The following is a 23261-nucleotide window of genomic DNA, read 5'->3' as shown; positions in this document are numbered from 1 at the left end:
CTGGCGCCACCAGACGACAGCACGGATGGACAAAAGCTTACGACGGCGTGCGAAAACGCCGCACATTCGCCTCAACCGACGCTCCGATACGGGCACCGTCTGACAACGTTGCGGCAACAAAAAGGGGCGGTGTTGGCCGCCCCTTTTTGTTGTGCTGACACGCACGGGAATTAACTGACTGCGCGTCATTTTTTCCGGAAGGCAATCTCGCCGCTGACCACCGAGGCCTGGATCCGGCCACCGCCATTGCCGACCTTGATGTCCAGACTTTCGGCGCCGGTGAACTCCGCCTCATCCGGGACTTCGTTGGTCAGCTCGTTGGTGATATCGCCACCGGGGCCGGTTTCGGCTTCGATGCGGGCATTGACTGCACCACGGGCGAACAACACCAGATTGCCGCTGACACTTTCCATTTCCACATCGGTGTCATCAGACAGCGCGCCTTCGATGCTGACGTCACCCGACACCGAGGAAAAATCGCCTTTGCGCAAGGTGCCTTCGTTGCGGACCTTGACATTGCCGGACACGCTTTCGGCGTGCAGGCGTTCAGTGGTGATGTAGGCATCGATATCGCCACTGACGGTTTCCAGATCCACTTCCTTGCCGGCACCGCGCAGCTCGATATTGCCGCTGACGCTTTCGACATCAACATCATGACCAAGCTTTTCCAGCTTCAGATCACCGCTGACGGTACTCAGATCGCTACGCCCAGCGACATCGCGAACGTTGAGATTGGCCGAGACCAGTTCGACCCGCAGACTGTTTGTCCGCGGAATCTTCACGGTAAGTTTACTGCCCTCGCCACGATGAACATTGTTCGGCAGTTTGTCTTCGATATGAATGGTGTTGCCGCTGCGTTCAAAGACAAAAGCTTCGCTCTTGTCATCGCGATTACCTTCCACGCTGACCTTGTTTTGCTCCCAGCCGATCACAGTGATGTCACCGCGAACGATGTCGATGGTGACTTCGCCTTTGCCATCGGCATCCAGGCTCAGGTTGACCGCTTCACCGGCTTGGGCGGCCGCGCTCAGCAGCGGTGCCAGAGCCAGCGCGATCAGACTCAGCAGCATCTTGTTCATGTCCAACTCCTGTTAAGTGCTGGCGCCGCACAGGCTTTGCGCTAACGCCGGTTTGCATGGTGTCGGTAGCGCGGTGCTACCGTCGGGGTTCTGATACTGAGACGCGAACCGCTTGCGTCGGGTTTGAATCGTTTTCGCGGCCCGGTGTTTTTTTCCGGCCGCTGTTCTGGCTTTCTTGCCGGGAAAATTCCGGCATAACTCAAATCGATACCCGGGAGGCGTTTTCCGCCAGCTGGTAAACCTCGATCTCTTTTGCCAGCGTTTGCCGCAGCAATTGTTGCAGCGCCGGATCATCCGGCTGCTTGTTCAGCGCCTTGGCCAGTTGCTCGTGCGCCGTCCGGATGATTTGCAGATTGCGCTCGACAGTGGCTGCTGTTTCCGGATCCAGATTGGTTTTCAAGGTCGGCCACTGCTCGGCATAACTGGTGCGTGCCAATTGATACGGCGACTCAATCTGCTGCAGCAGTTGCTGGCTGCTGGCCAGCGCTGCATCATCAGAGCGCTGTTGATACAACTGCCAGGTGAATACCGCTGACATGGCACTGACCAGTACACTGGCCGCGACCGCAGCGGGCAGCCAACGCTGCCGAGCCGGCTTGCTGATTTGCTGGGCGATTTCCGGCCACAGATCGCGCTCTGGCGCCAGTTCACTCGGCAGCTGCTTGAGCTCGGCTTGCAACCACTCCGGCTTGCTTGCGCCAGCGTGTTCGTGATGAATTGATTCATGGCTCATTGCAGCATTCCTCTCAACAGCTCGCGGGCCCGAAACAACTGCGCTTTGCTGGTGCCTTCGGCAATGCCAAGCGCGGCGGCGGTTTCTTCGTGGCTATAACCTTCAATATCCATCAGTACAAACACTTGCCGGGCACGCACTGGCAGCTGCGCAATCGCGGCTTCCAGATCACGGGCCTCGCCCGGCGTTTCGTGACTCAGCGTTTCCGGAATCTCGTCATCGCCGCCGCCTTTTTTCAACCAGCGCAGCCACGGTCCATGTTTGCGCTGATAGGAAATCACGGCATTGGCGGTGACCCGGTGCAGCCAGGTAGAAAACTTGGCCTCACCGCGAAAACTGTGCAGCTGCTGCCAGGCTTTGACAAAGGCATCCTGGGTCAGCTCTTCCGCCAGCTGCCGATCCCCCAACAGGCGCACGCACAGGGCGTAGACGCGCCGATGCTGGCTGCGATAGAGCTGTGCGAACGCCGCTTTGTCGCCTGCCTGGGCACGGGCAACGGTCAGCGCCAATTGCTCATCGGCTTGCTCTTGCTCGGTCATACCGGCGCCGGCAGCAGGCCGGATTGGGGTGACATTGGCGGGTTGGTCCAAAACGGTCGCCTCCAAGGCGGCTGATACCTGCACGATGGTCCCCCATTTTTGCACAGCTTTGCTGTACCAATGCCCTTCGGACGCGTTTATCGCGGTCTGGGTTTGAAGGCGTGCGGGAAATTTATTCAGCCCACCCGACTGGCGGCTCAACGCCATCGGGCAGCTTGCGCGACAGTCAGTCGCGGTTGGGAATGCGCTGCGGGTAGTGCCGGCAGAGCCAGGCCTCGCCCCAGCCATCAGCGTCTTCGGCGCGGCAAGCCGGTTGCAGGGTGTCCGGGTTGGCGCAGCCACGCACATCTTCGCGGCAATAGGCGCGCATTACCTCGGTTTTGCGGGTCGCCTGCTCGATCGACAGGTTGGCCGGCAGATCCTGAATGGGATAGTCGTCATGCAAGCGCACCACCCGCACCCGTGGCTGTCCGATCAGCGCCGTCAGCACCAACCGGGCAACGATGACGTGATCAGGGTGAGCGCCTTCGCCGCCGGGCCGGCTGTGCCGGACCGGGAAGGGCCGATTGGGCTGCAGGGTATAGAGCGTGTCGGGGTCCCAGTCGTTTATGAGCGCCTTCAACACGGCAACCAATGCGATCTCATCGTAGTCGACGCCGGCTTGCGGCCCGATGGTGTGGCTGCGTTCGTGTTCGGTGTAAAGCTCGTACAAGGTCGCGGGCTGGCGCGGCCGGATGTCGTCGTGAGCGCCACAGGGCAGGTGCAGAAAACTCAGCTGGATTTTCGGCTGGCCGGCCAGTGTCAGTCGCTGCACCGGTTTGCCGGCGACGAGCAACCATTGTTCCTGCCAGTCCTGACGCGCGGGGGCATCAGGCCGCTGCGCCATGAAGGAATACGCCGCTTTCAATCCGGCCAAGCGTTTGCTGTTGTCCGGTTCATCGACATAGCCAGCCGTGACGATCACGGTGTGGACACAGGCGCCGCGCGCAATGGCGGCATCGATCGCCGGATTGATGAAATACAGATCGTCATCGGCATGCGCGACGATGGACAGAATCCGGCTGCCGACACAGGCATCTTCCGGTTCGACGGCCGGCGCTTTCTGCTTGGCGAAGGTGCTGGTGCTGGTGCTTGCCAGCAACAGCACCGACAGCGCGAGCAGCGCCCGGCCCACGAAGCCGGATCTCGGCGTGCGGTAACAATCAGGTTGGCAACGCACAACAGGCTCAGCGTGCTTGCACAGGCAGCGTGATGGCGAGCGTATCGCCATCGGCAAATTTCAGAGTCAGCTGCACCGAATCGCCGAGTTTCAGTGGCGTCTGCAGGCGCATCATCATCACATGCAGACCACCCGGCTTCAGCACCAGCTCGCCGCCTTGTGGCAGCGGCGCACTATCAACATGGCGCATGGTGGCCATGCCATTTTTCTCGGCTGATTCATGAATCATGGTCATGCCGGCACAGGCACAGTCAGCATCAACCAGCGCCCGCGCGGCACCGGCATTTTTCAGCGTGAAGTAAGCCGCGGCCGGACTGCCCGGTGGCGGCAACCGGACATAACCGTCCTGCACCGTGATGCCGGTGGCTTCGGCGGCCAACAATGGCGGCGCCAGAACCGGCAAAACCGTTATCAATAACAGCGAGAACAGGGTACGCATCAAGGCAAACTCCGCGCGCTCACCGAAATCGGCGAGCGACCGCAAGACGGGCTTCGGATCAGGCAACCCGAAGCGGGGACCGGTCAGATTCTGGCCGCGGATTATAGTTCAGGGCAGCCGGCCGGTCTGCGGCAATTGGTCGCGGACCGGCGGCTGAAGAGGATGACGGGAAAAGCCGAGTTGGGTAGAACTCAGACGTCGTAATGCGGCTCGTGCTCACGGTCGAGCAGCAGCGCCGCCAGGAAGTAGGCAATCAGCGTCGCCGGGAAGAAAAACACCAACGCCAGAATGGTCACTAGTCGGACGGAAAACCGCGACCAACCAAAATGGTCGGCAATGCCGGCGCAAACGCCAAACACCTTGCCACCATGGGCGGCCCGGAATGGCCCACGACCACTGTAACGCTCGTCCGCATTTTTGCGGCCACAGTAGGGACATTCACTCATGTTCACACTCCTCGATTGCGCCAATAACGGTCCCAAACGGAAACCAGGGCCGCACAGCAACTGAACACCAACACCGGACTGAACATCACCACCAACAATTGATACGCTGCATTCATGGTGCGCGCTCCTGTTTGTCAGTTGACGAGGCAGCTGTAACAAAATCTGCATCGGCGATTGGTTCGGCGTTTTCCGCGGCGCTTGTTGCAGAGTCTGTCGCAGCGTCTGTTTTGGCCGCGGTTGCCGCCACCGTGGTCGCCTGCGGGGTGAGCTCGGTTGACGACAATTCTGTCGCGGGTCCAACGTCCGGCTCTGTCCGGGTAAACGGCACAGGCGTTGTCATGTCGCTTGCGGCACCGGCCAGCGGCGCGTCCCATTGCAAGCGCTGACGCTGCAATTGCTGTTCGGATTCGGCAAAGCGCTGCTCGCGCTGCGCCAGTTCCGCCAAGGTGCTGGCAATCAGCAGCGCCGGCCGGCGCGGCATGTGGTGTTGCTCACTCGCCGTGACAAACCGCGCTTCCATCGCCGTCAGTTTTTCTGTCAGCGTCTGGACCAGCTCGCTTTGCTTGGCCAGCACCACTTGAATCGCCTCGACTTCGGCAGCGCGGCGCTGCACTTCCACCGCGGCCGCCTCAGCCAATTCGGTACGCGGCAAACCGGCTGCAACATCGCGACGGGCTTGCCAACTGGCCAGCGCGGCACGGGCATTCGCCAGTTCGGATTGCAACACCCGTTCGCGGGCGCGCTCACGCCGATGCAGCGCCTGCACGCGCACCAGCTCATGCCGCATCGCCTGCAACCAGCGCTGGCCTTGTGGCCACAGCGCGCGCATTTCCTGTTTGAACCATTCCAGCGCCATCGCCGGACTCCTGTGCGGGCTCATGCCGGAGACGGCATGACGGAAGACAACTGACCGATAGCAGTCATATCGCAACCACCATGCCAACCCGCAAGGCGCAGGCAACTGCTTGATTTACAAGGACTGACAGGGAAAGGTGACAGCGGCACATGAGCATGGCCACCATCGAATGGCGAATTTCACCATTCGCTTGCAAGAAGCTGGGCAGCGCGGACTAACCCGCGCCACCAATGAAGACAATACAGAGAAAGGGCGCGCTAACAGTCGAGCGCGGCAGCGCCAACCCTACTCGGTCGCCGCCGCCTCTTCGCGCTGTTGCGCCTCAACGGCAGCCAGCGCAACAAACAAGACCTCGACGCCGGCGCCGCGCTTGTGTGCCTGTTCCGACAGCACACGGCGGAACAAGCGGCCGCCCTTCTGGCCATGATACAGGCCGAGAATGTGCCGACTCAGATGCTGCAAGCCACTGCCATGCGCGAGTTGATAACGGGCATATTCGGCAAATTCGCGCAGCACGTCAGCACGCGTGGTAGCGGTACTGTGATCACCAAATAACTGCGCATCAACGTCGGCGAGAAACCAGGGATTGTGATACGCCTCGCGGCCGATCATCACGCCATCGACATGCTGCAAATGTTCCGCAACAGCGGACCACTGGGTGATGCCGCCATTGATGATGATTTCCAGTTGCGGAAAGGTTTGCTTGAGCCGGTACACCGTGTCGTATTGCAGCGGCGGAATTTCCCGGTTTTCTTTTGGCGACAAACCGTTGAGCCAAGCCTTGCGGGCATGCACGGTAAAACTGCGGCAACCGGCCGCCGCGACGACTTCGACAAAGCGGACCAACTCGGCCCAGGAATCCTTGTCATCAATCCCGATGCGGTGCTTCACCGTTACCGGAATCGCCACGGCGCTGTTCATCGCCGCCACACATTCCGCGACCAGCTCCGGCTCGGCCATCAAACAGGCACCGAACTTGCCCTCCTGCACCCGATCCGAAGGACAGCCGACATTCAGGTTGATCTCGTCGTAACCATAATCGACCGCAATGCGGGCACATTGCGCCAATTGCTGCGGATTCGAACCACCCAGCTGCAAGGCCACCGGATGTTCAAACCGATCAAATTTCAATTGGGCATCGCGACTGCCGTGCAAAATCGCACCGCAGGTGACCATCTCGGTGTATAGCAAAGCATGCTTGCTGATCAGCCGGAGAAAATACCGGCAATGCCGATCCGTCCAATCCATCATCGGCGCAACACTGAAGCGGCGGGAAAGCTCTACAGACACTCGTGCTACCTCTAGGCGGCCACAACCGGCCGACGAAACCCGGCGCGTATGTTAACGCCTCCCGGCTCCTGTTGCAGTTTCTAAACAACGGTGAATTTACGAAAGTCTTAGCAACGGCCGGCGGCGCAGCGCGCTAGTGTTCGCGGCGCTGGAGCTGCCGGTTTGCCACCCGGGCCGAACCGTCAGTTGGGGCTGTTCCCGCCAGCTTGTTCGCAAAAGGAAAGGAATCATGCTTAGGTTCGTCAATTTGTCGCGCGCGCTGGCGCTCGCCGGTGTGCTTGTGTTGCCGCTGATGGTGCCGCAGATCGCGCAGGCTGATCCGCGCGGCAAGGCCGAGAATGCCGACATCAGTCGCGGCCGTTATCTCGCCACGATTGGTGGCTGCAATGACTGCCACACCCCGAATTATCCGGAAACGGCCGGCAAGGTGCCGGAGTCGGCCTGGCTGACGGGGAATTCGGTGGGCTGGAAAGGACCGTGGGGCGTGAGCTACCCGGCCAATTTGCGGCTGTCGGTGCAACAGCACAGCGAGGATGAGTGGATCGCGCTGGCATCGTCGCCGCTGCGGCCACCGATGCCGTGGTTCAATCTGCGCGAGATGGCCGAGCCGGACAAACGCGCGCTGTATCGTTTCATTCGCAGCCTTGGCCCGGCCGGACAAGCCGCACCGCTGGCATTGCCGCCGGGCGCGGTGGCTGCCACTCCGGTCATTTCGTTCGAGTGATGGCAACGCTGGCGGCAGCGGTTGCTTGCTGTCGCCAGCCTTGGCTGCATCCGTCGGACAAATCAGTGGTGGTAATGGCTGTGCTATGTTGTCAGTAACCGCCGCCACGATGATCATCATGCACAAGCTCTATACCGCTGACAATCCGTTCGAGGCGCATCTGTTGCGCGGCTTTCTGGAAGCGCAAGGCATCAGCGTACAGGTGCAGGGCGATGCCCTGTTTTCGATGCGCGGCGAATTGCCGATGGGTTTCGATACCCTGCCCAGCGTCTGGGTGCTGCATGCCAACGAAACCGCGCGCGCCGAATTGCTGCTGGAAGAATGGCGAACGCAGCAACACAGCAACGAACCGAATTGGCATTGCCAGCATTGCGGCGAAGATTGTGAAGCGACTTTTGATGCCTGCTGGTCTTGCGGCACGGTGCGGGCGTGAGCGAAACGCGCAACCAGCACCAATAACCAAGCGCCATCCCGCTTCTCTACCTCGTTATCGATTCACCGTGCGGACAAACGCTGCCACCTGCGCGGCCAGTCGCTCGCGTTGACGACCGACCAGCACACCGATATGACCGGCCGGCAAGCGTTCGATTTGCACCGGCGACGCCATCAAGACCGACACGGCAAGTGACGCTGCCGGCGGCACAATGTGATCCTGATCGGCAATCAGCACTTGCAGCGGACATTGCACCGCGTCCAACGTCATCGTTTGCGACTCACCCTTCTGGGCATTTCGACACAGGATATTGTGCTGATAGTACCGCTCCAGATAAGTCGCCAGCGCCGGCCCACTGAGCAGCGGGCCACTGAGCAGCCAATGTTCCAGACGCAAAAAATTCGCCAGCGCCGCCGCCGAACACGGCTGCGTGAGCAGCGACAGATATTTCCCGGTGCGCAGGCTGTACGGCTTCAGGTTGAGAAATGCGAGATTGAGCGTCGCGGGCGAATGCGCTTGCACGGTTGCCAGACTGGCGGCTGGCAACGTTTGCGACCACGCCGACAAACGATCGTCCGCACTGTGAAAATCAATCGGCGTCACCGCCAATGACAGCGACGCGATGGTGCTGTCATTTTTCGCCGTCTGCTTTAACGCGAGACTCAGCGCCAGCGTACCGCCCTGACAGATACCAAGCACCGAAACCCGCGAACGCTGGCTCGCCAGACAAACTTCTTGCAGCGCCGGTTGCAGCAATTGCTCGACATAGTCATCGAGTGTCAAACCGTGCGCGCCGCTGTCGGCCCAATCCAGCAACCACACGGCCAGCCCTTGTGCCTGCAAGCACGCGATCAGCGATTGCTGCGGACTTAAGTCAAGCACGTCCGGCCGGTTGATCCAGGCATACACCAGCAGAATCGGCGTGGCATCGGCTGGCGCCGGATAGCGAATCAAGCGGGCGCCATGTTGCTGCCAATGCACGGCGCGTTCGCCCGGCTCGGCGCTGGCCGGTTGCTGAATGGCTTGCGCTGACAAACGGCCTGCTTGTTGCGCCATTGTCTGCAGGGTTTGTTGCCAACTGGCGGGTAAAGACTGCTGCGACGCGCGAGACAAGATGCTCGGGTTGGCGCTCGGATTGACTCTCAACATGGCGTCGAAGCCGGGCCAGCTGGCGGCGATCAATAATTGCGCGGTTTCGTTCGCCGACAGCGCCTGCCAGCACCGTTCATGTTCGCGTTGCCAGACACGCAATGCGGTGGTCAGCGACGGCAAATCCGCGTCAGTATGTTGCCCCGATGGAGCTCTCGCCTCTTCGTTCGAGCGCTCATGCTCAGCGAGTACCGCAGCGCGCCAGCGCGACCAGAGTTGTTGCAGGAAGGCGTGCCACGGATGGCCGGCAAACGCCGCCAGAATCTCTGCCGTAACGATCGGCGACTGCAGACTTGCCGCCCACAGCGGCGTCACCGCCAACAGCTGCCGCAGGCTTTGCTGCAGGCGCCATACGGTCAGCGCCGCGCTCGCTGCCGGCGTCAACGCCGGTCCGCTTTGACCGAGCACCCAAGCGTCATCGTCCGGCTGGCAACCGAGCATCGCAAGCACGGCAGTGACCGGAGACAGTGGCGAGAAATCAATTTGAGGAAGCGATGACATGCCCGGCCAGTATAGCCGGGCATGTTGGCAGAGCGCGCGTTTAGATCACGTTGAAATCGTCGAGCAGAATCACGCCCAGCGGACCACCGCCACCGACTTCATCACGGGCGATTGCGGTGTAGATGCCGCCGGCTTCGACGCTGATCGCGAGCGGACCGATGGCTGCCGTTTTGCTGCCGGTCGGCGTGATCACCACATCGTAATCACCGGCCGGCAAGGACACGTAACCGGTGTCCGCCTTGAACGGCACGTTGCTGAAGTTCGGCGTCACCGTGTTCAGATCGGTGCCCGGTGCGACGACGTAAATGTCGACGGCTCCAGCCGCCGGGCTGCCGTGCACCAAGCGCACCCGCGCTTCGGTGGCAATGCGACGCGGATTGTCGGTCAGCACCAGCGGTTCGATGTCGGCGAGTTCGCCAACCGCGAGCACACTGCTGACACTGCCGGCGGACAGATCCAGATCGGCGTCGATAGCAACGATATCGTTGTCGGCATCGGCCGCGACTTTGACGTTGTAGCTGTCCGCCGGTACCCGGACGTAACCGGTGAAGTCCGGATAGGTGAGCGCATCGACCAGCGGTTCGGCGAAGTTGTCATTGACCACAACATCCACCGCCGGCGCGTCTGGCGAGGCATGCACCACGCGCAGCGCCGCCGGCGTGTTGACGTCACGAATGACGCTGCTCGGGTTGCTGCCATCGCTGACCAGCAAATTAATCGGCGAATAATCGCTGCCGTATTCGCTGTTCAGGATGTTTTCGCTCGCCACCAGCAGCAGATCGCCACCGGCGAGCGGCACCGTGCCGCTGTCGAACACCACGGAGTCCTTGTCGCCGGCCAACGTCACCCGGATGCGGTAGTCGGCATTGGCGACCGTGACCGGACCGAGCGTTTCCCGGAACGCGAAACTGCCAAGCGCGGAGGCATCGGCAAGCGCGGCGTCCGGCGCAGTGACGTAGACATCGACCTGCGGTGCGGCCGGCGCGCCGTGGAACACGGTGACCCGGGTCTGGCCGCTGGCGACGGCGGTGTCATCGGCCTCGATAAGCTCCAAACCGATGTCGGCGACGTAATCCACCGCAATGGCGGTGTAGATCTTGTCGGCGGCCAGCGTCAGCGTGGCCGGTCCGATCACGGTCGGCGTGCTACCCGGCAGGATGCCGTTGACCGCGACCTGCAAATCGCCGGTGCCGATTTCGACCAGCGGTGAAATAGCTTCGTAATCGAAGTTGCTCAGCAGCGTGGTGCTGCCGCTGACCACGACGTTGACCGGCGGGGCGTCCGGCGAGGCATGCACCACCCGGACCTTGGCGGTGGTTGGCGCCGGCAACGGGTCCGGATCGTCATCATCGCCATCGAATACGCCGCAGCCAGACACGGCAAAGGCCAGCACCGGCACGCTGAGCCAGCTCAGCAGCTTCCTGCCCATCAACATAGACATGATTTGCTTACCCCCTGTTATCCCTAAGGTTTCCCCGCACACAACAGCTGGCGGTCGGGGCAGGAATACGGGGCAAGGCCGGCAGGGCGATCACTTTGCTCGGGGCCAGTGCGCGAAAAATCCGACTGGCGGCACAGATTCGGCAATTTGCCGAGTTCAGCGCTCGACAGCACTGATCCGGCCGGGCCTCAGGACCGTAACAGTGAGCATCAGACCGCCAGCCGAGCACGAGACATGGCAAGCAGCGATTCACGCACTTCAGCACCGGGCGCCGCATCACGCCCGGGTTACAATGCGGCCACTTCTTCCGCTGCCCGGTTTGCCCCTCGCATGGTGGTCAACAACGTCGACAAGGGTAAGGCCGACACCTTCGCCGCCTGCCTGCAACGGGTCGCCCGCGAGCGCTGCACCGAGTCGTTCGGCACGCTGTTCCAGTATTTCGGCCCGCGCATCAAGGCCTACTTTGTCCGGCTCGGCGCCGATCCGGCCTCTGCCGAAGAATTGACCCAGGACACCATGCTGCTGGTCTGGCGCCGCGCAGAGACTTATCAGCAAAGCAAAGCCGGGGTCAGTACCTGGATGTTCACCATCGCCCGTAACCGCTACATCGACGCCAAATGCCGGCGCATCGGTCCAACCGAGCTGTTGCCCGTTGACGATTTGTGGCCGGTGCTGGAAGACGACAGCATGCCGACCGATGAACAGGCCGACTTGCTGCTGCGCGGTGGCGAGTTGCGGCTGTCAATGGCGCAACTGCCGGCGGCTCAAGCCGAAGTGATTGAGAAAGCTTACTTCGAAGATAAATCCCATCAGGAAATCGCCACGGAACTCGGCGTGCCGGTGGGCACGGTCAAATCGCGTATCCGGCTCGCACTGCAGCGGCTGCACGCCAGTTTTGGCCAAGGATAAACACATATGTCTGCAAGCCATCACCCGAGCGCGGACTGGTTACTGGCCTATGCCAGTGGTCACATGGCCAGCGCCCATGCGCTCGCCACCGCCGCGCATTTGTCGAACTGCCCGCACTGCCAGTTGCAACTGAGCACGCTCAATGAGCTCGGTGGCAATTTGCTGGAGCAATTGCCACCGAGCGCCATGAGCGGCGACAGCTGGCAAAAAATGTTGCGCCGACTGGAGCCGGGTTCCGACCGCGCGCACTCGCCCGCTACCGGCAATGCCGCCAATGCCATTAACACCGGATCGACAGCGACAGCGAGCCGTTCGGCGCTGCCGGCGCCACTGCAAAAACTGTTGCCCAATGGCTTGCCGCGCAAATGGACCCGGCTCAGCGGCAGTGTCCGGCAAGCGACCTTGAAGCAGTTGCCGGATGGCACGCTGATCGCGCTGCATCATATTCGGGCCGGTGGCAAAGTACCGCAGCACACCCACGACGGCACCGAAATCACGCTGGTGCTGAATGGTTCGTTTTCGGATCAACACGGCTTGTATCAGAGCAGCGATTTTCTGGTCGTCGATGACAGCGTTGAGCACACGCCGACCGCAGTGCAAAACGAAGACTGCCTGTGCCTGACCGTGCAGTCGGCACCGCTGCGACTGACCGGCCCGGTGGGCCGCTGGTTCAATCCGCTGATTCGCGCGTTGTATTGATCAGCCGGCAAAAAGAACGGAAAAACAAACGGCGCCATTGGCGCCGTTTGTTTTTACTGGCTCAGACCCGGAAGTGGGCCACCTCGCTTTGCAGGGCCTCGGCATAACCCGCCAGCCGGTTGCCGGTTTCAGCGCTGGCGCGTGCCGCTTCCGCGCTGTGGCCGGCAATGCCGCGAATGGCTTCGACATTGCGCGCGATGTCATCGGTCACCGCCGTTTGCTCTTCTGCGGCCGTGGCGATCTGGGTGTTCATGTCGGTCAGTTTCAAAACCGATTCGGTAATCTTGCTGAGCGACGTTTCGGCAGCCTTGGCGCGCTCGACACTGGTATCGGCCTTGCTGCGACCACGCTCCATGATGCTGACGGCATTGCGGGCACCGCCTTGCAGACTCTGGATCATTGATTGGATTTCCAGTGTGCTTTGCTGGGTGCGTGCCGCCAGCGTCCGCACCTCATCGGCCACCACGGCAAACCCGCGGCCCTGCTCACCGGCACGCGCCGCTTCAATCGCTGCATTCAGCGCCAGCAGATTGGTTTGCTCGGCGATGCCCTGAATGACATCGAGCACTTTGCCGATGTTGGCGGTTTCCAATTCCAGCTTGTGGATGGTTTCCGAGGCATTGCCGACATCGCTGGCCAAATCCTCAATGGCTTTTACGCTCTGGCCCACCACTGTGCGGCCATCTTTGGCATCTGCATCGGCACTGTGCGCAGCTTGCGCGGCCGATGAGGTGGTTTGGGCAATGGCCTGCACCGTGCTCGACATTTCGTGCACCGCTGTGGCCACCTGTTCGGTTGCGCTGCGTTGATCGCCAATCAGGTTGTCCGCGCGTTTGGTGATGCCGGACAACTGACCGGCGGCGTCACTGACTTCATTGGCGTGGCCGATCAAGCGCTGCAAGGTCTGCTGCAACTTGGCGACAAACTGGTTGAACGCCGCCGCGACTTTGCCGAGCTCATCTTCGCTTTGCACGTCCAGCCGCTGGGTCAGATCGCCATCGCCGTGCGAAATGTCTTCGATACGACTCAGCAGCGTTGCCAACGGCCCGACGATCATGGGCGGGAAAATCCAAGCCAGCAGAGCGCAGACGGCCAGACCGATCAACAACAGAATGATTTGCAGCGTGGCGCTGCTGCTGCGGGTGCTGGCGACTTCTTCATCAGCGGCGGTCGCCGCTTTCATGATCAGATCGCCCATCCGATCAATGGTATCGCGGGTACTCTGAAACTGGCCGGCAGCCTGTTCTATCGCCACACTGTCGGCACCGCCATTCATCAGCGCCGACGAGCTCTGCTTCCAGGTGGCAAAATTCTGCTCGAAACTGCGCAGCTCGGCCTGAATCTCTTTGCTGTCCGGATGCAGGGCGGCCGCCTTGTGGATCCGATCAGTCGCCTGCTGCAAATTTTCGCTGTGATCGCTGCGTTGCTTGTTGGCATCACCGAGCCCGGCGGTCAGTGCGCGCTCGGCAACCAGCGCCTGATACAGATCGCGATCCGCTTCCAGCACCAGATTGACGCTGGGCAGCAAGCGGCCGGAAATATCATTGGCCAGGCCACCGATACGGTTGGTCGCGCCCATGCCGACCCACATCATGATGGCCAGCATGGCGGCCAACACGATAATCGGCACCAGCAATTTGCGGCGGAAAGGCCAATCGCGAAATCCGAACATGGTGAAACTCCCTGTGCCAAACCTCAGGGAGTATAGGAAAGCGTGCGGAATTTGCCCGCTACCGCGGGCATCTGGACAGGAGAAGCAAAGCTAGCGCGGCAAGGCGCCAAGTCACGCGCAGCGGGGTGTGTGAGAACGGCTGCAGTTGGCTCAGTAGCCCTTCACCGTGTAATCAACCGTAAATTCCATGTGGTCAATTCGGCGCACGCTGGTCTCGATGCGGCCGTCGTCGTGCAGACGCAGCAGGCGATAACCCGGGCTTTCGGTATCGGCCTGGAAATCCTCCGAATGCGGTTTGAACTGAACGCAGGTCGAGGGCGTCGCCAGCAGCCGGATGCCGTCCTGCTCTTGGTCAAAGGCCTGATGGATATGGCCCCACAGCACCACCGACTTGGCGTTGTGCGCCCGCAGCATGGCCAGCAAGGGCTCGGGATTGTTCAGACCAATGGTGTCGAGCCAGAAGCAGTCGACCGGCACCGGATGATGGTGCAGCACAACCAGCGCATGGTGCTGCGGAAATTCCTGCAATGACTGTTCGACCAATGCCAGTTGCTCGTCTTTCAGCTTGCCGTAAACCCGGCGCGGCACCATCGAGTCGAGCAGAATGATCTGCCAGTTGCCAACCAGGATGCGCTTGGCTGCCGACCAATTGCCGCCGGTCAGTTCGGTCGCCATCAGGGTCGGTTCATCGTGATTGCCAGGGATCCAGAATGCCGGCATGGCGAAGCGGTTGACGCCTTCGCGCAGGCGCCGGTAAGACTCGGGCGTGCCGTCCTGGGACAGATCGCCGGTCGCCAGCAACAAGTCCTGCGGCGGCAGGGTCGCGACATCGTCGAGCACCGCATTCAGCGAGTGGACGGTTTGCAATCCCAGCAGCTTGCCACTGTCATCCTTGAACAGGTGACAGTCGGTGATTTGGACCAGCTCGACCACGCCATTCTGGCGAGCCGCAAGCCGATGAACAGGGACAGTTCCATGTCGCATTCAGGAGGCTCCGGTGCGCACCACGGGTGCGCGTACAGAAGTAAGCCGAACACAATGGACAGGCACGCGCCGACGCTGGCAGGACGCCAGCCATTCGGTCAGGAAGTCAGTCACTCGCTGTTTTTCGTCGCGCTGCGCCATCTGTGCGTTCGGGTAAGGATAACTACCCTGCATCACTCGTCGGTTGTGCCACTGTAGCACCTCCGCCAAACGGGCATCATGGTACAAACGCACAATCATGCGTCGGGCGCCGACGCCCCACTGTGAAGCACTGCCCAAAGCGACCGAATCGAACTCCTGAACCTTCAGGGTGGTGGTGTAGCGGTCTTCGTCCAGCGTCGCCAGTTCCAGTGCACGCTTGCCACCGGCGCGGCCACCGACATCGCCGACGGCCACTAGCGCAGTCAGCGTCTGGTAATTGCGTTCACAGCCGGCCAGTAACCGGTCGAGATCCGGTACGTAACGGCGCGGCTGTTGTTTGGCTCGAAACAACACAGCGTTCATGCCACAACCTTAGCGCGAAAAGGCAGCGATTGCTAACCAGCGCAGCGTTACCGAATGCTACCGGCGTACCGTCGATGAGCGTGTTACCAATCGGTGCCGTGGATGCGCAGCCACTGCAGCGCCAACACCGTCATGGCATTTTCGATATGACCGGCGTCGAGCCAGTCGAACGCCGTTTGCCGAGGTACCACGTGAATGCGGATATCCTCGTGCTCCTCTGGCAAACCGCCATGCGCAGCCAGACCGGAGGCATCGACTTTGGCTGCATAGACATGGAACAGTTCATTGCAGCAGCCGGGGGTGGTGAAAAAGCGGCCAACGAAATGCAGATCTTCAACCCGGCAGCCGGCCTCCTCCATGGCTTCACGCCGGGCAATTTCTGCCGGTGGCAGCGCCTTGTCCAACATGCCGGCGACCATTTCCAGCTGCCAAGGTGAGCGTTGGCTGGCCAGCGCGCCTATGCGGAACTGTTCAACAAACACCAGCGCATCGAGCGCCGGGTCGTACAGCAGCACCGACACGGCACCGCGGGTCATGAACACTTCCCGCGTCACCGGCTCGCTGACGCCACCGGCAAAGCGCTGATGCCGGAACACCACTTTTTCGACCCGAAAGTAGTTTTTGTACAAATCTTCCTGACTCAGGATTTCCACATCGTCTTTGCCGAATTGCGGTTTCATGGTGGCCGCTGTCTCTCGTTTTGTTGACTGGTTTTGCTGACTGGTTTTGCTAACGGGCCCCGCTGACTGCCAGGGTCAAGCGGCTGCGACCAGCAAAAAGGGCAGGTTGGTTGACCTGCCCTGTTGTTGATGACCCGACTGCAGCCTCAGGCTTTGTTGAAGACATCCGCGCCGGAGTCGCGGAATTGCCGGGCTTTTTCCTCCATGCCAGACTCCAGCACCACCTCGATATTCTGGGTGGCAATGGTCTCCATGCCGTGTTCAGCGGCGTAGTCGCGGACATCCTGGGTGATTTTCATCGAGCAGAACTGCGGGCCGCACATCGAGCAGAAATGCGCCGCCTTGTGGGCATCCTTCGGCAGCGTTTCGTCGTGGAATTCGCGGGCAGTGTCCGGATCCAAGGCCAGGTTGAACTGATCTTCCCAGCGGAATTCAAAGCGCGCTTTCGACAAGGCATTGTCACGCACCTGCGCGCCCGGATGGCCCTTGGCCAAATCGGCGGCGTGGGCCGCGATCTTGTAAGCGATCACGCCATCCTTGACGTCTTTCTTGTTCGGCAGGCCAAGGTGCTCTTTGGGCGTGACGTAACAGAGCATCGAGGTGCCAAACCAACCGATCATCGCGGCGCCGATGGCGCTGGTGATGTGGTCGTAGCCCGGAGCGATATCGGTGGTCAATGGCCCGAGCGTGTAGAACGGCGCCTCGTGGCACAGCTCCAGCTGCTTGTCCATGTTCTCTTTGATGAGGTGCATCGGCACGTGGCCGGGGCCTTCGATCATGGTCTGGACATCGTGCTTCCAGGCGATTTGGGTCAGCTCACCCAGCGTTTTCAATTCGCCGAACTGGGCTTCGTCGTTGGCGTCGTAAATCGAGCCCGGGCGCAGGCCATCGCCGAGCGAGAAGCTGACGTCGTAGGCCTTCATGATTTCGCAGATCTCTTCGAAATGCGTGTACAGGAAATTCTCTTTGTGGTGCGCAAGGCACCACTTGGCCATGATCGAGCCGCCGCGCGACACGATGCCGGTCATCCGCTTGGCGGTTAACGGCACATAGCGCAGCAGCACGCCGGCGTGAATGGTGAAGTAATCGACACCCTGCTCGGCCTGTTCGATCAGCGTGTCGCGGAAAATGTCCCAGTTCAGCTCTTCGGCCTTGCCGCCGACTTTTTCCAGCGCCTGATAAATCGGCACGGTACCGACCGGCACCGGCGAGTTGCGGATGATCCATTCGCGGGTTTCGTGAATGTTTTTGCCGGTGCTGAGATCCATCATGGTGTCGGCGCCCCAGCGGATGCCCCAGACCAGCTTTTCCACTTCTTCTTCAATGCTGGAACCAAGCGCCGAGTTGCCGATATTCCCGTTGATTTTCACCAGGAAGTTGCGGCCGATGATCATCGGCTCCAGTTCCGGGTGATTGATGTTGGCCGGAATAATCGCCCGGCCGCGCGCTACTTCTTCCCGAACAAAATCAGCAGTAATCAGTTTCGGGATCGCGGCGCCGAATGACTGGCCCGGGTGCTGGCGCAGCAACATTGCCTCACGCACCGCTTCGATACGCGAATTCTCGCGAATGGCGATGTATTCCATTTCCGGCGTGATGATGCCCCGACGGGCGTAATGCATCTGGCTGACGTTGGCGCCGGCTTTGGCTTTGCGCGGCGTATGCAGAAACTCGAAGCGCATGTGCTTGAGGCTGGCATCAGCATTGCGCTCACGGCCGTAGCGCGAGCTGAAATCACTGAGCAGCTCGGTGTCGGCGCGCTCAGTGATCCAGCTTTCGCGCAGCCGCGGCAGCCCGCGACGGATGTCGATTTGGGCAGACGGGTCGGTGTACGGGCCCGAGCTGTCGTAAACGGTGATCGCCGAATTGGCTTCCGGGCCGCGTTCGGTCGGGGTGTCGGTGACGCTGATTTCGCGCATCGGCACCTGCAAATCCGGCCGGCTACCGGTCACATAAATCTTGCGCGAGCGCGGAAACGGGCGGGTGCAATCCTCGGAGACGGTGGCGGTCTGGGCGAGAAATTGATCCGGCATGGCATTCATCAGCAACAACCTCGGGGGGCAAGCTAGCGCCGACCGTCGCGGTGACAATCGGCAAAAGGCGGGAAAGACTGGTCGCAACTATACCGAGCCGGTGCCAACCCCGGCAAACTGCAGGGTCTCTTTCGGCCGCTGGTCGGAGGCTCGTCGCGGCGGCCAAACGGCTGCCGAAACCGTCGCGGGCAGCGCTGCTAAACCCCGGCCAATCAAGGCAAAACGGCTGCGAAATGCCCACAATCTGTTACACTTGCCGTCTTGTTTGTCGCCCCCCCGCCCCCTAACCTGCCGGCCATTGATGCAGTGCGGTCAGCCGGTTCGGAACGGGATCTCAACGATAAGTCCGAATGCCATGAACATTGAAAAAGCCCGCTTCAACATGGTCGAGCAACAAGTGCGTCCTTGGGATGTGCTCGACGGCCGTGTCCTTGACCTGATGGCCAGTTTGCCGCGCGAACAGTTTGTGCCCGGCGAGTACGCTTCGTTGGCATTTGCCGACGTCCGCATCCCGCTTGGCCATGGTCAGGACATGATGCCGCCGCGGGAAGAGGGTCGGTTGTTGCAGGCCCTGAATGTTCAGGCGGGCGATACCGCACTGGAAGTCGGCACCGGTAGCGGCTATGTCACCGCGCTGCTGGCGAGCTCTGCCCGCCAGGTGTACAGCGTCGACATCATTCCGGAATTCGTGACCAGCGCCCAGACCAAGCTGAACAGCTTGAATCTGGGCAGCAAGGTGACGCTGGAAGTAGGCGATGCCTCGGCTGGCTGGGACCACTACGGTCCGTATGACGTGATTGCGATTACCGGTTCGTTGGTCAAAGTGCCGGACAGCTTCAAGCGCAGCCTGAAAATCGGCGGCCGGCTGTTCTGCATCGAAGGCGACCTGCCGGCCATGACCGCCAAGCTCATCACCCGCACCGGTGAGCAAAGCTGGAATGAAGAAAGCTTGTTTGAAACGGTGGTTGCGCGGTTGATCAATGCGCCGCAAAGCCCGCAGTTCCGGTTTTGATTGTCTCTGATTGAGCGGCGCTCGCCGGGCGCCGGTTCGGTCCGGACCGGCGCCGCTTCATCGCGTTTCATTTGGCCGCTGTTGTATTGACAGTCAGGCCCAAGCTTTCACATGTCAGCAAACGATTTCCGCGCGGTTTGCGTCAACGCTTACTGGGTCAGCCGACCCTTGCGCCCGCAAACCGTTCGACCGTTGATTGAAAGTTGCATTGAGAAGGAAGCTACTGATGTTCAAGCGCACGCTTAGCCAAACCCTGACCCCGGTCGCTGCCACCGTGGCACTGCTGATCAGCAGTGCCGGTCATGCCGAAAACCTGATTGATGTCTATCGCGCTGCGCTGCAGAACGACCCTCAGTTTTTGGCCTCAGAAGCACGGGCCAATGCCGCCAAAGAAGGCGTGACGATTGCCCGCTCGGTGCTATTGCCACAAATCAGCGGCACGGTATCGAAGAGCAAAATCGACAGCCGCACAGAAAGCTCGCCCATTTCGCCGAACGACGATGACAGCGACACCAATCGTGACGTCGTCAGCCTGCGGCTGGATCAGCAGCTCTATCACCACGACAGTTGGGTTGGCTTGTCACAAGCGGAGAAACGCTCCACGCAAGCAGAATTGGCCTTCAAAGCGGAGCTGCAGGGACTGGTCGTCCGCTCGGCAGAAGCCTACTTCAATGTGCTGTCAGCACAAGACGGCGTTCAGCTGGCCCAATCCGAGCTGGAGTCGATCGGCAAGCAACTGGAGCAGACCAAACAGCGGTTCAATGTCGGCCTGATTGCCATTACCGACGTCCATGAAGCCCAGGCCCGCTACGATCAAGCGCAAGCCAATATGATCTCAGCGCAGAATACGCTCGACAACGCCAATGAGTCGCTGCGTCAGATCACCAGCGCCTACTACGCATCCATCAATCGTTTGAAGACAGATTTGCCGTTGACCTCACCGGATCCGGCCAGCGCTGACGACTGGGTCAAGGTTGCCCAGGAAAGCAACCTGAGCCTGAAGGCCCAGCGGCTCGCCGCTGAAGTCGCCCACGACGAAGTCAAACGGCAGCGGGCAGGTCATTACCCGACCCTAGATTTGTCTGCGTCGTACACCGATACCGATAGCGATGGCGACAGAACCGCGCTGCTGACCGACACCACCAGCCCGTTCGACAATTCGAACGAAACCAAGTCCATCGGAGTGACCTTGTCGGTGCCGATTTTTTCCGGCTTCCGCACCAGCGCCTCGACCGATCAGGCGTCAGCCAATTATGTCGTGGCCGCGCAGGACATGGAAAAGCAGCATCGCCAGACCGTGCGTGATGCCCGCAGTGCCTACCTCGGCCTGCAAGCGGCAATCAGTTCGGTGAAAGCGCTGACTCAAGCGGAAATTTCCGCACAGAGCGCGCTGGAAGCCACGCAGGCTGGTTTCGAAGTCGGCACCCGCACCATTGTCGATGTGCTGCAAGCCACTTCAAACCTGTACCAGGCCAAACGCAACCTGTGGCGCGCCCGTTACGATTACGCCTTGAACGTGTTGCGATTGAAAGCCGCGGCCGGCACCCTGGTCGAAGACGATCTGGTCAAGGTTAACAGCTGGCTGGAGTGAGCTACAGGCTCGCCGCATCGGCAATAAAAAAACGCGCTTCGTCGCGTTTTTTTATTGCCGGAGAAACGTAGCACGCCAGCTACAAATGCAGGCCTCACGATACCTTTCGATACAGTTCGATCGCACGCCGATACAAGCCAGACGATTTTTGCTGATTGCTGCGGATTCATGCCGGGTAAGGATTGCCTCGACATAATCAACAGTGATATCAAACGGCGTCGCTGCAAGCTGGGCCGTCTGCAGCCACACCGGAGGAATCTGCCGCAACGCAGATCACAGCAAAAACAAAATCACTGAGGTCCCCATGAAACGTTACTCCCTGCTCAGCCTCGCGCTGACCGGCAGTCTGTTGTCGGCTGGCTCGCTGTATGCCGCCGATGACTTGTTCATCAGCACGCAAAACAATTTCAAAGCAGCCAGCGCTACTGACATGGCGCAACTCAGCCGGCTCCGCTCCGACCGCAAAGTCGAAGCAATGGCAGAAGGCCTGCGCGCCAATCCGAGCCTGATGAAGAGTGCCGAGCTGCACTTGAATCTGATGGCTGGCGCCGAGGCCAATGCCAAGCTGAAAAAGAGCTACCGCACCAATGATGGCGGCGACGTCTGGATTGGCGATGTTCAAACGCTTGCCAGCAAGAAAAACGGCGCGGTCAGCAATGGCGACCAAGCCATTCTGGTTCAGCGCAATGGTCTGGTGACGGGCAACGTTCGCCTGAACGGCAAGCTGTACAGCATTCGTCCGCTCAGCAATGGCGATCACGTCGTTACCAAGATCGATGAAAGCCAATTGCCGCCGGATCACCCGGAGGGCGAGTACCGCTCGATTTTCGATAGCGCCCAGCGCCAGTTCAATGCCCAGCGTAGCCAAATGAACAAAGGCATTACCACCAATGCCGTGGCGCTGGCCAACAGCACTATCCGCCTGCTGGTCAACTACACCCAGGGCGCTGCCGCTGCGGTCACCGACATCAGCAGCATGATCGATCTGGCAGTTGCCGAATCGAACCAGGGCTATGTCAATTCCGGCATCAACATCACCTTTGAATTGGCCGCCAAGTCGCAGGTGACCTACACCGAATCGACCAGCATCACCACCGATCGTGATCGCTATGCTGGCAAGACCGACGGCTACATGGACAGCATTCACTCGCAGCGGGACAGCGTCGCCGCTGACGTCGGCGTGCTGATTCTGAATAACAGCGAAGCCTGCGGTATTGCCAAGGCCATTGGCGCCACCGAGTCGACCGCGTTTGCTGTCGTGCACTACGATTGCGCCACCGGTTACTACTCGTTCGCGCACGAAATCGGTCACCTGCAAGGTGCCCGCCACGATCCAGCGAACGATCCGACCACCACCCCGTATGCCTACGGTCATGGTTATCAGGCGCCGAACAAAGCCTGGCGCACCGTGATGGCCTACAACTGCTCGCCGTCTTGCACCCGGATCAACTACTGGTCGAATCCGAACAAGACTTACAGCGATGGCCAAGCGATGGGCACAGCTTCGCAATCGGATAACGTCCGCGTGTTGAACGCTACCGCTGCGACCGTTGCGGCATTCCGTGGCGGCACACCGCCGCCGAGCGAAAGCTACAGCAACACCGCCGACTACAACATTCCGGACAACAACGCGACTGGCATTCAAAGCCCGATCAGCGTGCCGACATCCGGCACCGCCGGCACTGTCACGGTTGACGTGAATATTGTGCACCCGTACATCGGTGATTTGATCGTCGACCTGATCGCGCCAGATGGCAGCGTTTACAACCTGCAAAACCGCAGCGGCGGCAGCGCCGACAACATCGTGAAAACCTTCACGGTCAGCGGCGCCAGTGCCGAACAGAAAAACGGCAGCTGGAAACTGCGTGCCGCCGACCGTGCGTCGGCCGACACCGGCTACATCAACTCGTGGACGCTGAAGTTCAACTAAGCACGCCATGTCGTAGCTCAACTGCAGTCAAACAAAAGGCCAGCTTTGCTGGCCTTTTTTCTTTCCAGGTCACGGTGATTAGGGCTGCTGAATCACACCCGGTTCAAAGCCGGCGTCAACAATGGCGGCGCGAATGTCCTGCTCGGACAGATCGCCGGCAATCTTGACCTGCTTCTTTGGCAGATCGACTTGAACGATCGCCTCCGGATCGCGTTGCTGGATCGCGCGGGTCAGCGCGCGGGCGCAATGGCCGCAGGTCATGCCGTCAACATTGGCGGTATACATAGCAAAACTCCTCAGTCGCTCGGACCGTCGCGGTCCGGTTCGACCAATAGTCTCCAGCTTGCCACGGCGGCAGGGTCAAGCGGACAACAGTGGCAATTTTTCGGCTCCGGCCC

Annotated in this window: 23 protein-coding genes; 7 read left to right on the top strand and 16 right to left on the bottom strand. The window is 60.5% G+C overall.

Features of this window, described 5'->3' with window-relative positions:
• Positions 1 to 185 precede the first annotated feature (185 nt).
• The 8 genes from HPT27_RS06485 to dusA all read right to left on the bottom strand — a co-directional run bounded on the left by HPT27_RS06485 (position 186) and on the right by dusA (position 6601).
• Positions 186 to 1079, bottom strand: coding sequence for a DUF4097 family beta strand repeat-containing protein (locus HPT27_RS06485; RefSeq protein ID WP_172240654.1), 894 nt, complete (start codon positions 1077 to 1079; stop codon positions 186 to 188).
• A 199-nt stretch (positions 1080 to 1278) separates the two neighbouring features.
• A complete protein-coding gene (locus HPT27_RS06480) occupies positions 1279 to 1812 on the bottom strand; it encodes a hypothetical protein (protein ID WP_172240651.1) in 534 nt (177 codons plus the stop codon).
• A complete protein-coding gene (locus HPT27_RS06475; RefSeq protein WP_172240648.1) occupies positions 1809 to 2351 on the bottom strand; it encodes an RNA polymerase sigma factor in 543 nt (180 codons plus the stop codon). Before HPT27_RS06475 ends, HPT27_RS06480 begins: the two co-directional genes overlap by 4 nt.
• A 226-nt stretch (positions 2352 to 2577) precedes the next feature.
• Positions 2578 to 3525: a PIG-L family deacetylase gene (locus HPT27_RS06470; protein ID WP_172240645.1), complete on the bottom strand. Its 948-nt coding sequence runs from the start codon at positions 3523 to 3525 to the stop codon at positions 2578 to 2580.
• A gap of 52 nt (positions 3526 to 3577) precedes the next feature.
• The gene (locus HPT27_RS06465; protein ID WP_172240642.1) at positions 3578 to 4009 is read right to left on the bottom strand and encodes a copper chaperone PCu(A)C; all 432 of its coding nucleotides are present in this window, start codon (positions 4007 to 4009) and stop codon (positions 3578 to 3580) included.
• A 191-nt stretch (positions 4010 to 4200) separates the two neighbouring features.
• A complete protein-coding gene (locus HPT27_RS06460; protein WP_172240639.1) occupies positions 4201 to 4455 on the bottom strand; it encodes a PspC domain-containing protein in 255 nt (84 codons plus the stop codon).
• A gap of 112 nt (positions 4456 to 4567) precedes the next feature.
• Entirely contained in the window at positions 4568 to 5311 is a 744-nt protein-coding gene (locus HPT27_RS06455; RefSeq protein WP_172240636.1) for a PspA/IM30 family protein, read from the bottom strand.
• A 285-nt stretch (positions 5312 to 5596) separates the two neighbouring features.
• Complete coding sequence (dusA, locus tag HPT27_RS06450) at positions 5597 to 6601, bottom strand: tRNA dihydrouridine(20/20a) synthase DusA (RefSeq protein WP_172240633.1); 1005 nt, start codon at positions 6599 to 6601, stop codon at positions 5597 to 5599.
• A gap of 229 nt (positions 6602 to 6830) precedes the next feature.
• On the opposite strand from dusA, the gene HPT27_RS06445 reads away from it, so the two are divergent.
• Both HPT27_RS06445 and HPT27_RS06440 read left to right on the top strand, forming a co-directional pair.
• On the top strand, positions 6831 to 7325 hold the full coding sequence (locus tag HPT27_RS06445; protein WP_172240630.1) for a cytochrome C: 495 nt from the start codon (positions 6831 to 6833) through the stop codon (positions 7323 to 7325).
• 85 nt (positions 7326 to 7410) lie between these two features.
• Entirely contained in the window at positions 7411 to 7758 is a 348-nt protein-coding gene (locus tag HPT27_RS06440; RefSeq protein WP_172240627.1) for a putative signal transducing protein, read from the top strand.
• 54 nt (positions 7759 to 7812) lie between these two features.
• Here the strand turns inward: HPT27_RS06440 and HPT27_RS06435 are convergent, their stop codons facing one another.
• Positions 7813 to 9408, bottom strand: coding sequence for an alpha/beta fold hydrolase (locus tag HPT27_RS06435; protein ID WP_172240624.1), 1596 nt, complete (start codon positions 9406 to 9408; stop codon positions 7813 to 7815).
• 40 nt (positions 9409 to 9448) lie between these two features.
• On the bottom strand, positions 9449 to 10849 hold the full coding sequence (locus tag HPT27_RS06430) for a DUF4397 domain-containing protein (protein ID WP_211197872.1): 1401 nt from the start codon (positions 10847 to 10849) through the stop codon (positions 9449 to 9451).
• A gap of 234 nt (positions 10850 to 11083) precedes the next feature.
• Between HPT27_RS06430 and HPT27_RS06425 the strand changes: the two genes are divergently transcribed.
• Positions 11084 to 11758 (top strand): sigma-70 family RNA polymerase sigma factor, encoded by a 675-nt coding sequence (locus HPT27_RS06425; RefSeq protein ID WP_172240621.1) that lies wholly within the window; start codon positions 11084 to 11086, stop codon positions 11756 to 11758.
• A 6-nt stretch (positions 11759 to 11764) separates the two neighbouring features.
• Positions 11765 to 12457: a ChrR family anti-sigma-E factor gene (locus HPT27_RS06420; protein WP_172240618.1), complete on the top strand. Its 693-nt coding sequence runs from the start codon at positions 11765 to 11767 to the stop codon at positions 12455 to 12457.
• A 61-nt stretch (positions 12458 to 12518) separates the two neighbouring features.
• Here the strand turns inward: HPT27_RS06420 and HPT27_RS06415 are convergent, their stop codons facing one another.
• The 5 genes from HPT27_RS06415 to thiC all read right to left on the bottom strand — a co-directional run bounded on the left by HPT27_RS06415 (position 12519) and on the right by thiC (position 18339).
• Positions 12519 to 14129: a methyl-accepting chemotaxis protein gene (locus tag HPT27_RS06415; protein WP_172240615.1), complete on the bottom strand. Its 1611-nt coding sequence runs from the start codon at positions 14127 to 14129 to the stop codon at positions 12519 to 12521.
• Between the two features lie 150 nt (positions 14130 to 14279).
• The gene (cpdA, locus tag HPT27_RS06410) at positions 14280 to 15113 is read right to left on the bottom strand and encodes a 3',5'-cyclic-AMP phosphodiesterase (protein ID WP_172240612.1); all 834 of its coding nucleotides are present in this window, start codon (positions 15111 to 15113) and stop codon (positions 14280 to 14282) included.
• A complete protein-coding gene (locus tag HPT27_RS06405) occupies positions 15114 to 15617 on the bottom strand; it encodes a DUF1249 domain-containing protein (protein ID WP_172240609.1) in 504 nt (167 codons plus the stop codon).
• An 83-nt stretch (positions 15618 to 15700) separates the two neighbouring features.
• Positions 15701 to 16297: an NUDIX domain-containing protein gene (locus tag HPT27_RS06400; RefSeq protein WP_172240606.1), complete on the bottom strand. Its 597-nt coding sequence runs from the start codon at positions 16295 to 16297 to the stop codon at positions 15701 to 15703.
• Between the two features lie 146 nt (positions 16298 to 16443).
• A complete protein-coding gene (gene thiC, locus HPT27_RS06395; RefSeq protein WP_172240603.1) occupies positions 16444 to 18339 on the bottom strand; it encodes a phosphomethylpyrimidine synthase ThiC in 1896 nt (631 codons plus the stop codon).
• Between the two features lie 346 nt (positions 18340 to 18685).
• Between thiC and HPT27_RS06390 the strand changes: the two genes are divergently transcribed.
• The 3 genes from HPT27_RS06390 to HPT27_RS06380 all read left to right on the top strand — a co-directional run bounded on the left by HPT27_RS06390 (position 18686) and on the right by HPT27_RS06380 (position 22863).
• Positions 18686 to 19342 (top strand): protein-L-isoaspartate O-methyltransferase family protein, encoded by a 657-nt coding sequence (locus HPT27_RS06390; RefSeq protein WP_172240600.1) that lies wholly within the window; start codon positions 18686 to 18688, stop codon positions 19340 to 19342.
• 226 nt (positions 19343 to 19568) lie between these two features.
• Positions 19569 to 20933, top strand: coding sequence for a TolC family outer membrane protein (locus tag HPT27_RS06385; protein WP_172240597.1), 1365 nt, complete (start codon positions 19569 to 19571; stop codon positions 20931 to 20933).
• Positions 20934 to 21237: 304 nt separating this feature from the next.
• Positions 21238 to 22863, top strand: coding sequence for a M12 family metallo-peptidase (locus HPT27_RS06380; RefSeq protein WP_211197871.1), 1626 nt, complete (start codon positions 21238 to 21240; stop codon positions 22861 to 22863).
• Between the two features lie 78 nt (positions 22864 to 22941).
• Here the strand turns inward: HPT27_RS06380 and HPT27_RS06375 are convergent, their stop codons facing one another.
• Positions 22942 to 23148 carry a heavy-metal-associated domain-containing protein gene (locus tag HPT27_RS06375; RefSeq protein WP_172240594.1) on the bottom strand — a complete coding sequence of 69 codons (207 nt, stop codon included), beginning with the start codon at positions 23146 to 23148 and terminating at the stop codon, positions 22942 to 22944.
• Positions 23149 to 23261: the final 113 nt, after the last annotated feature.

This window comes from Permianibacter fluminis (genome assembly GCF_013179735.1).
Classification (GTDB): Bacteria; Pseudomonadota; Gammaproteobacteria; order Enterobacterales; family Permianibacteraceae; genus Permianibacter; species Permianibacter fluminis.
This window is presented reverse-complemented; position numbering and strand designations above follow the sequence as displayed.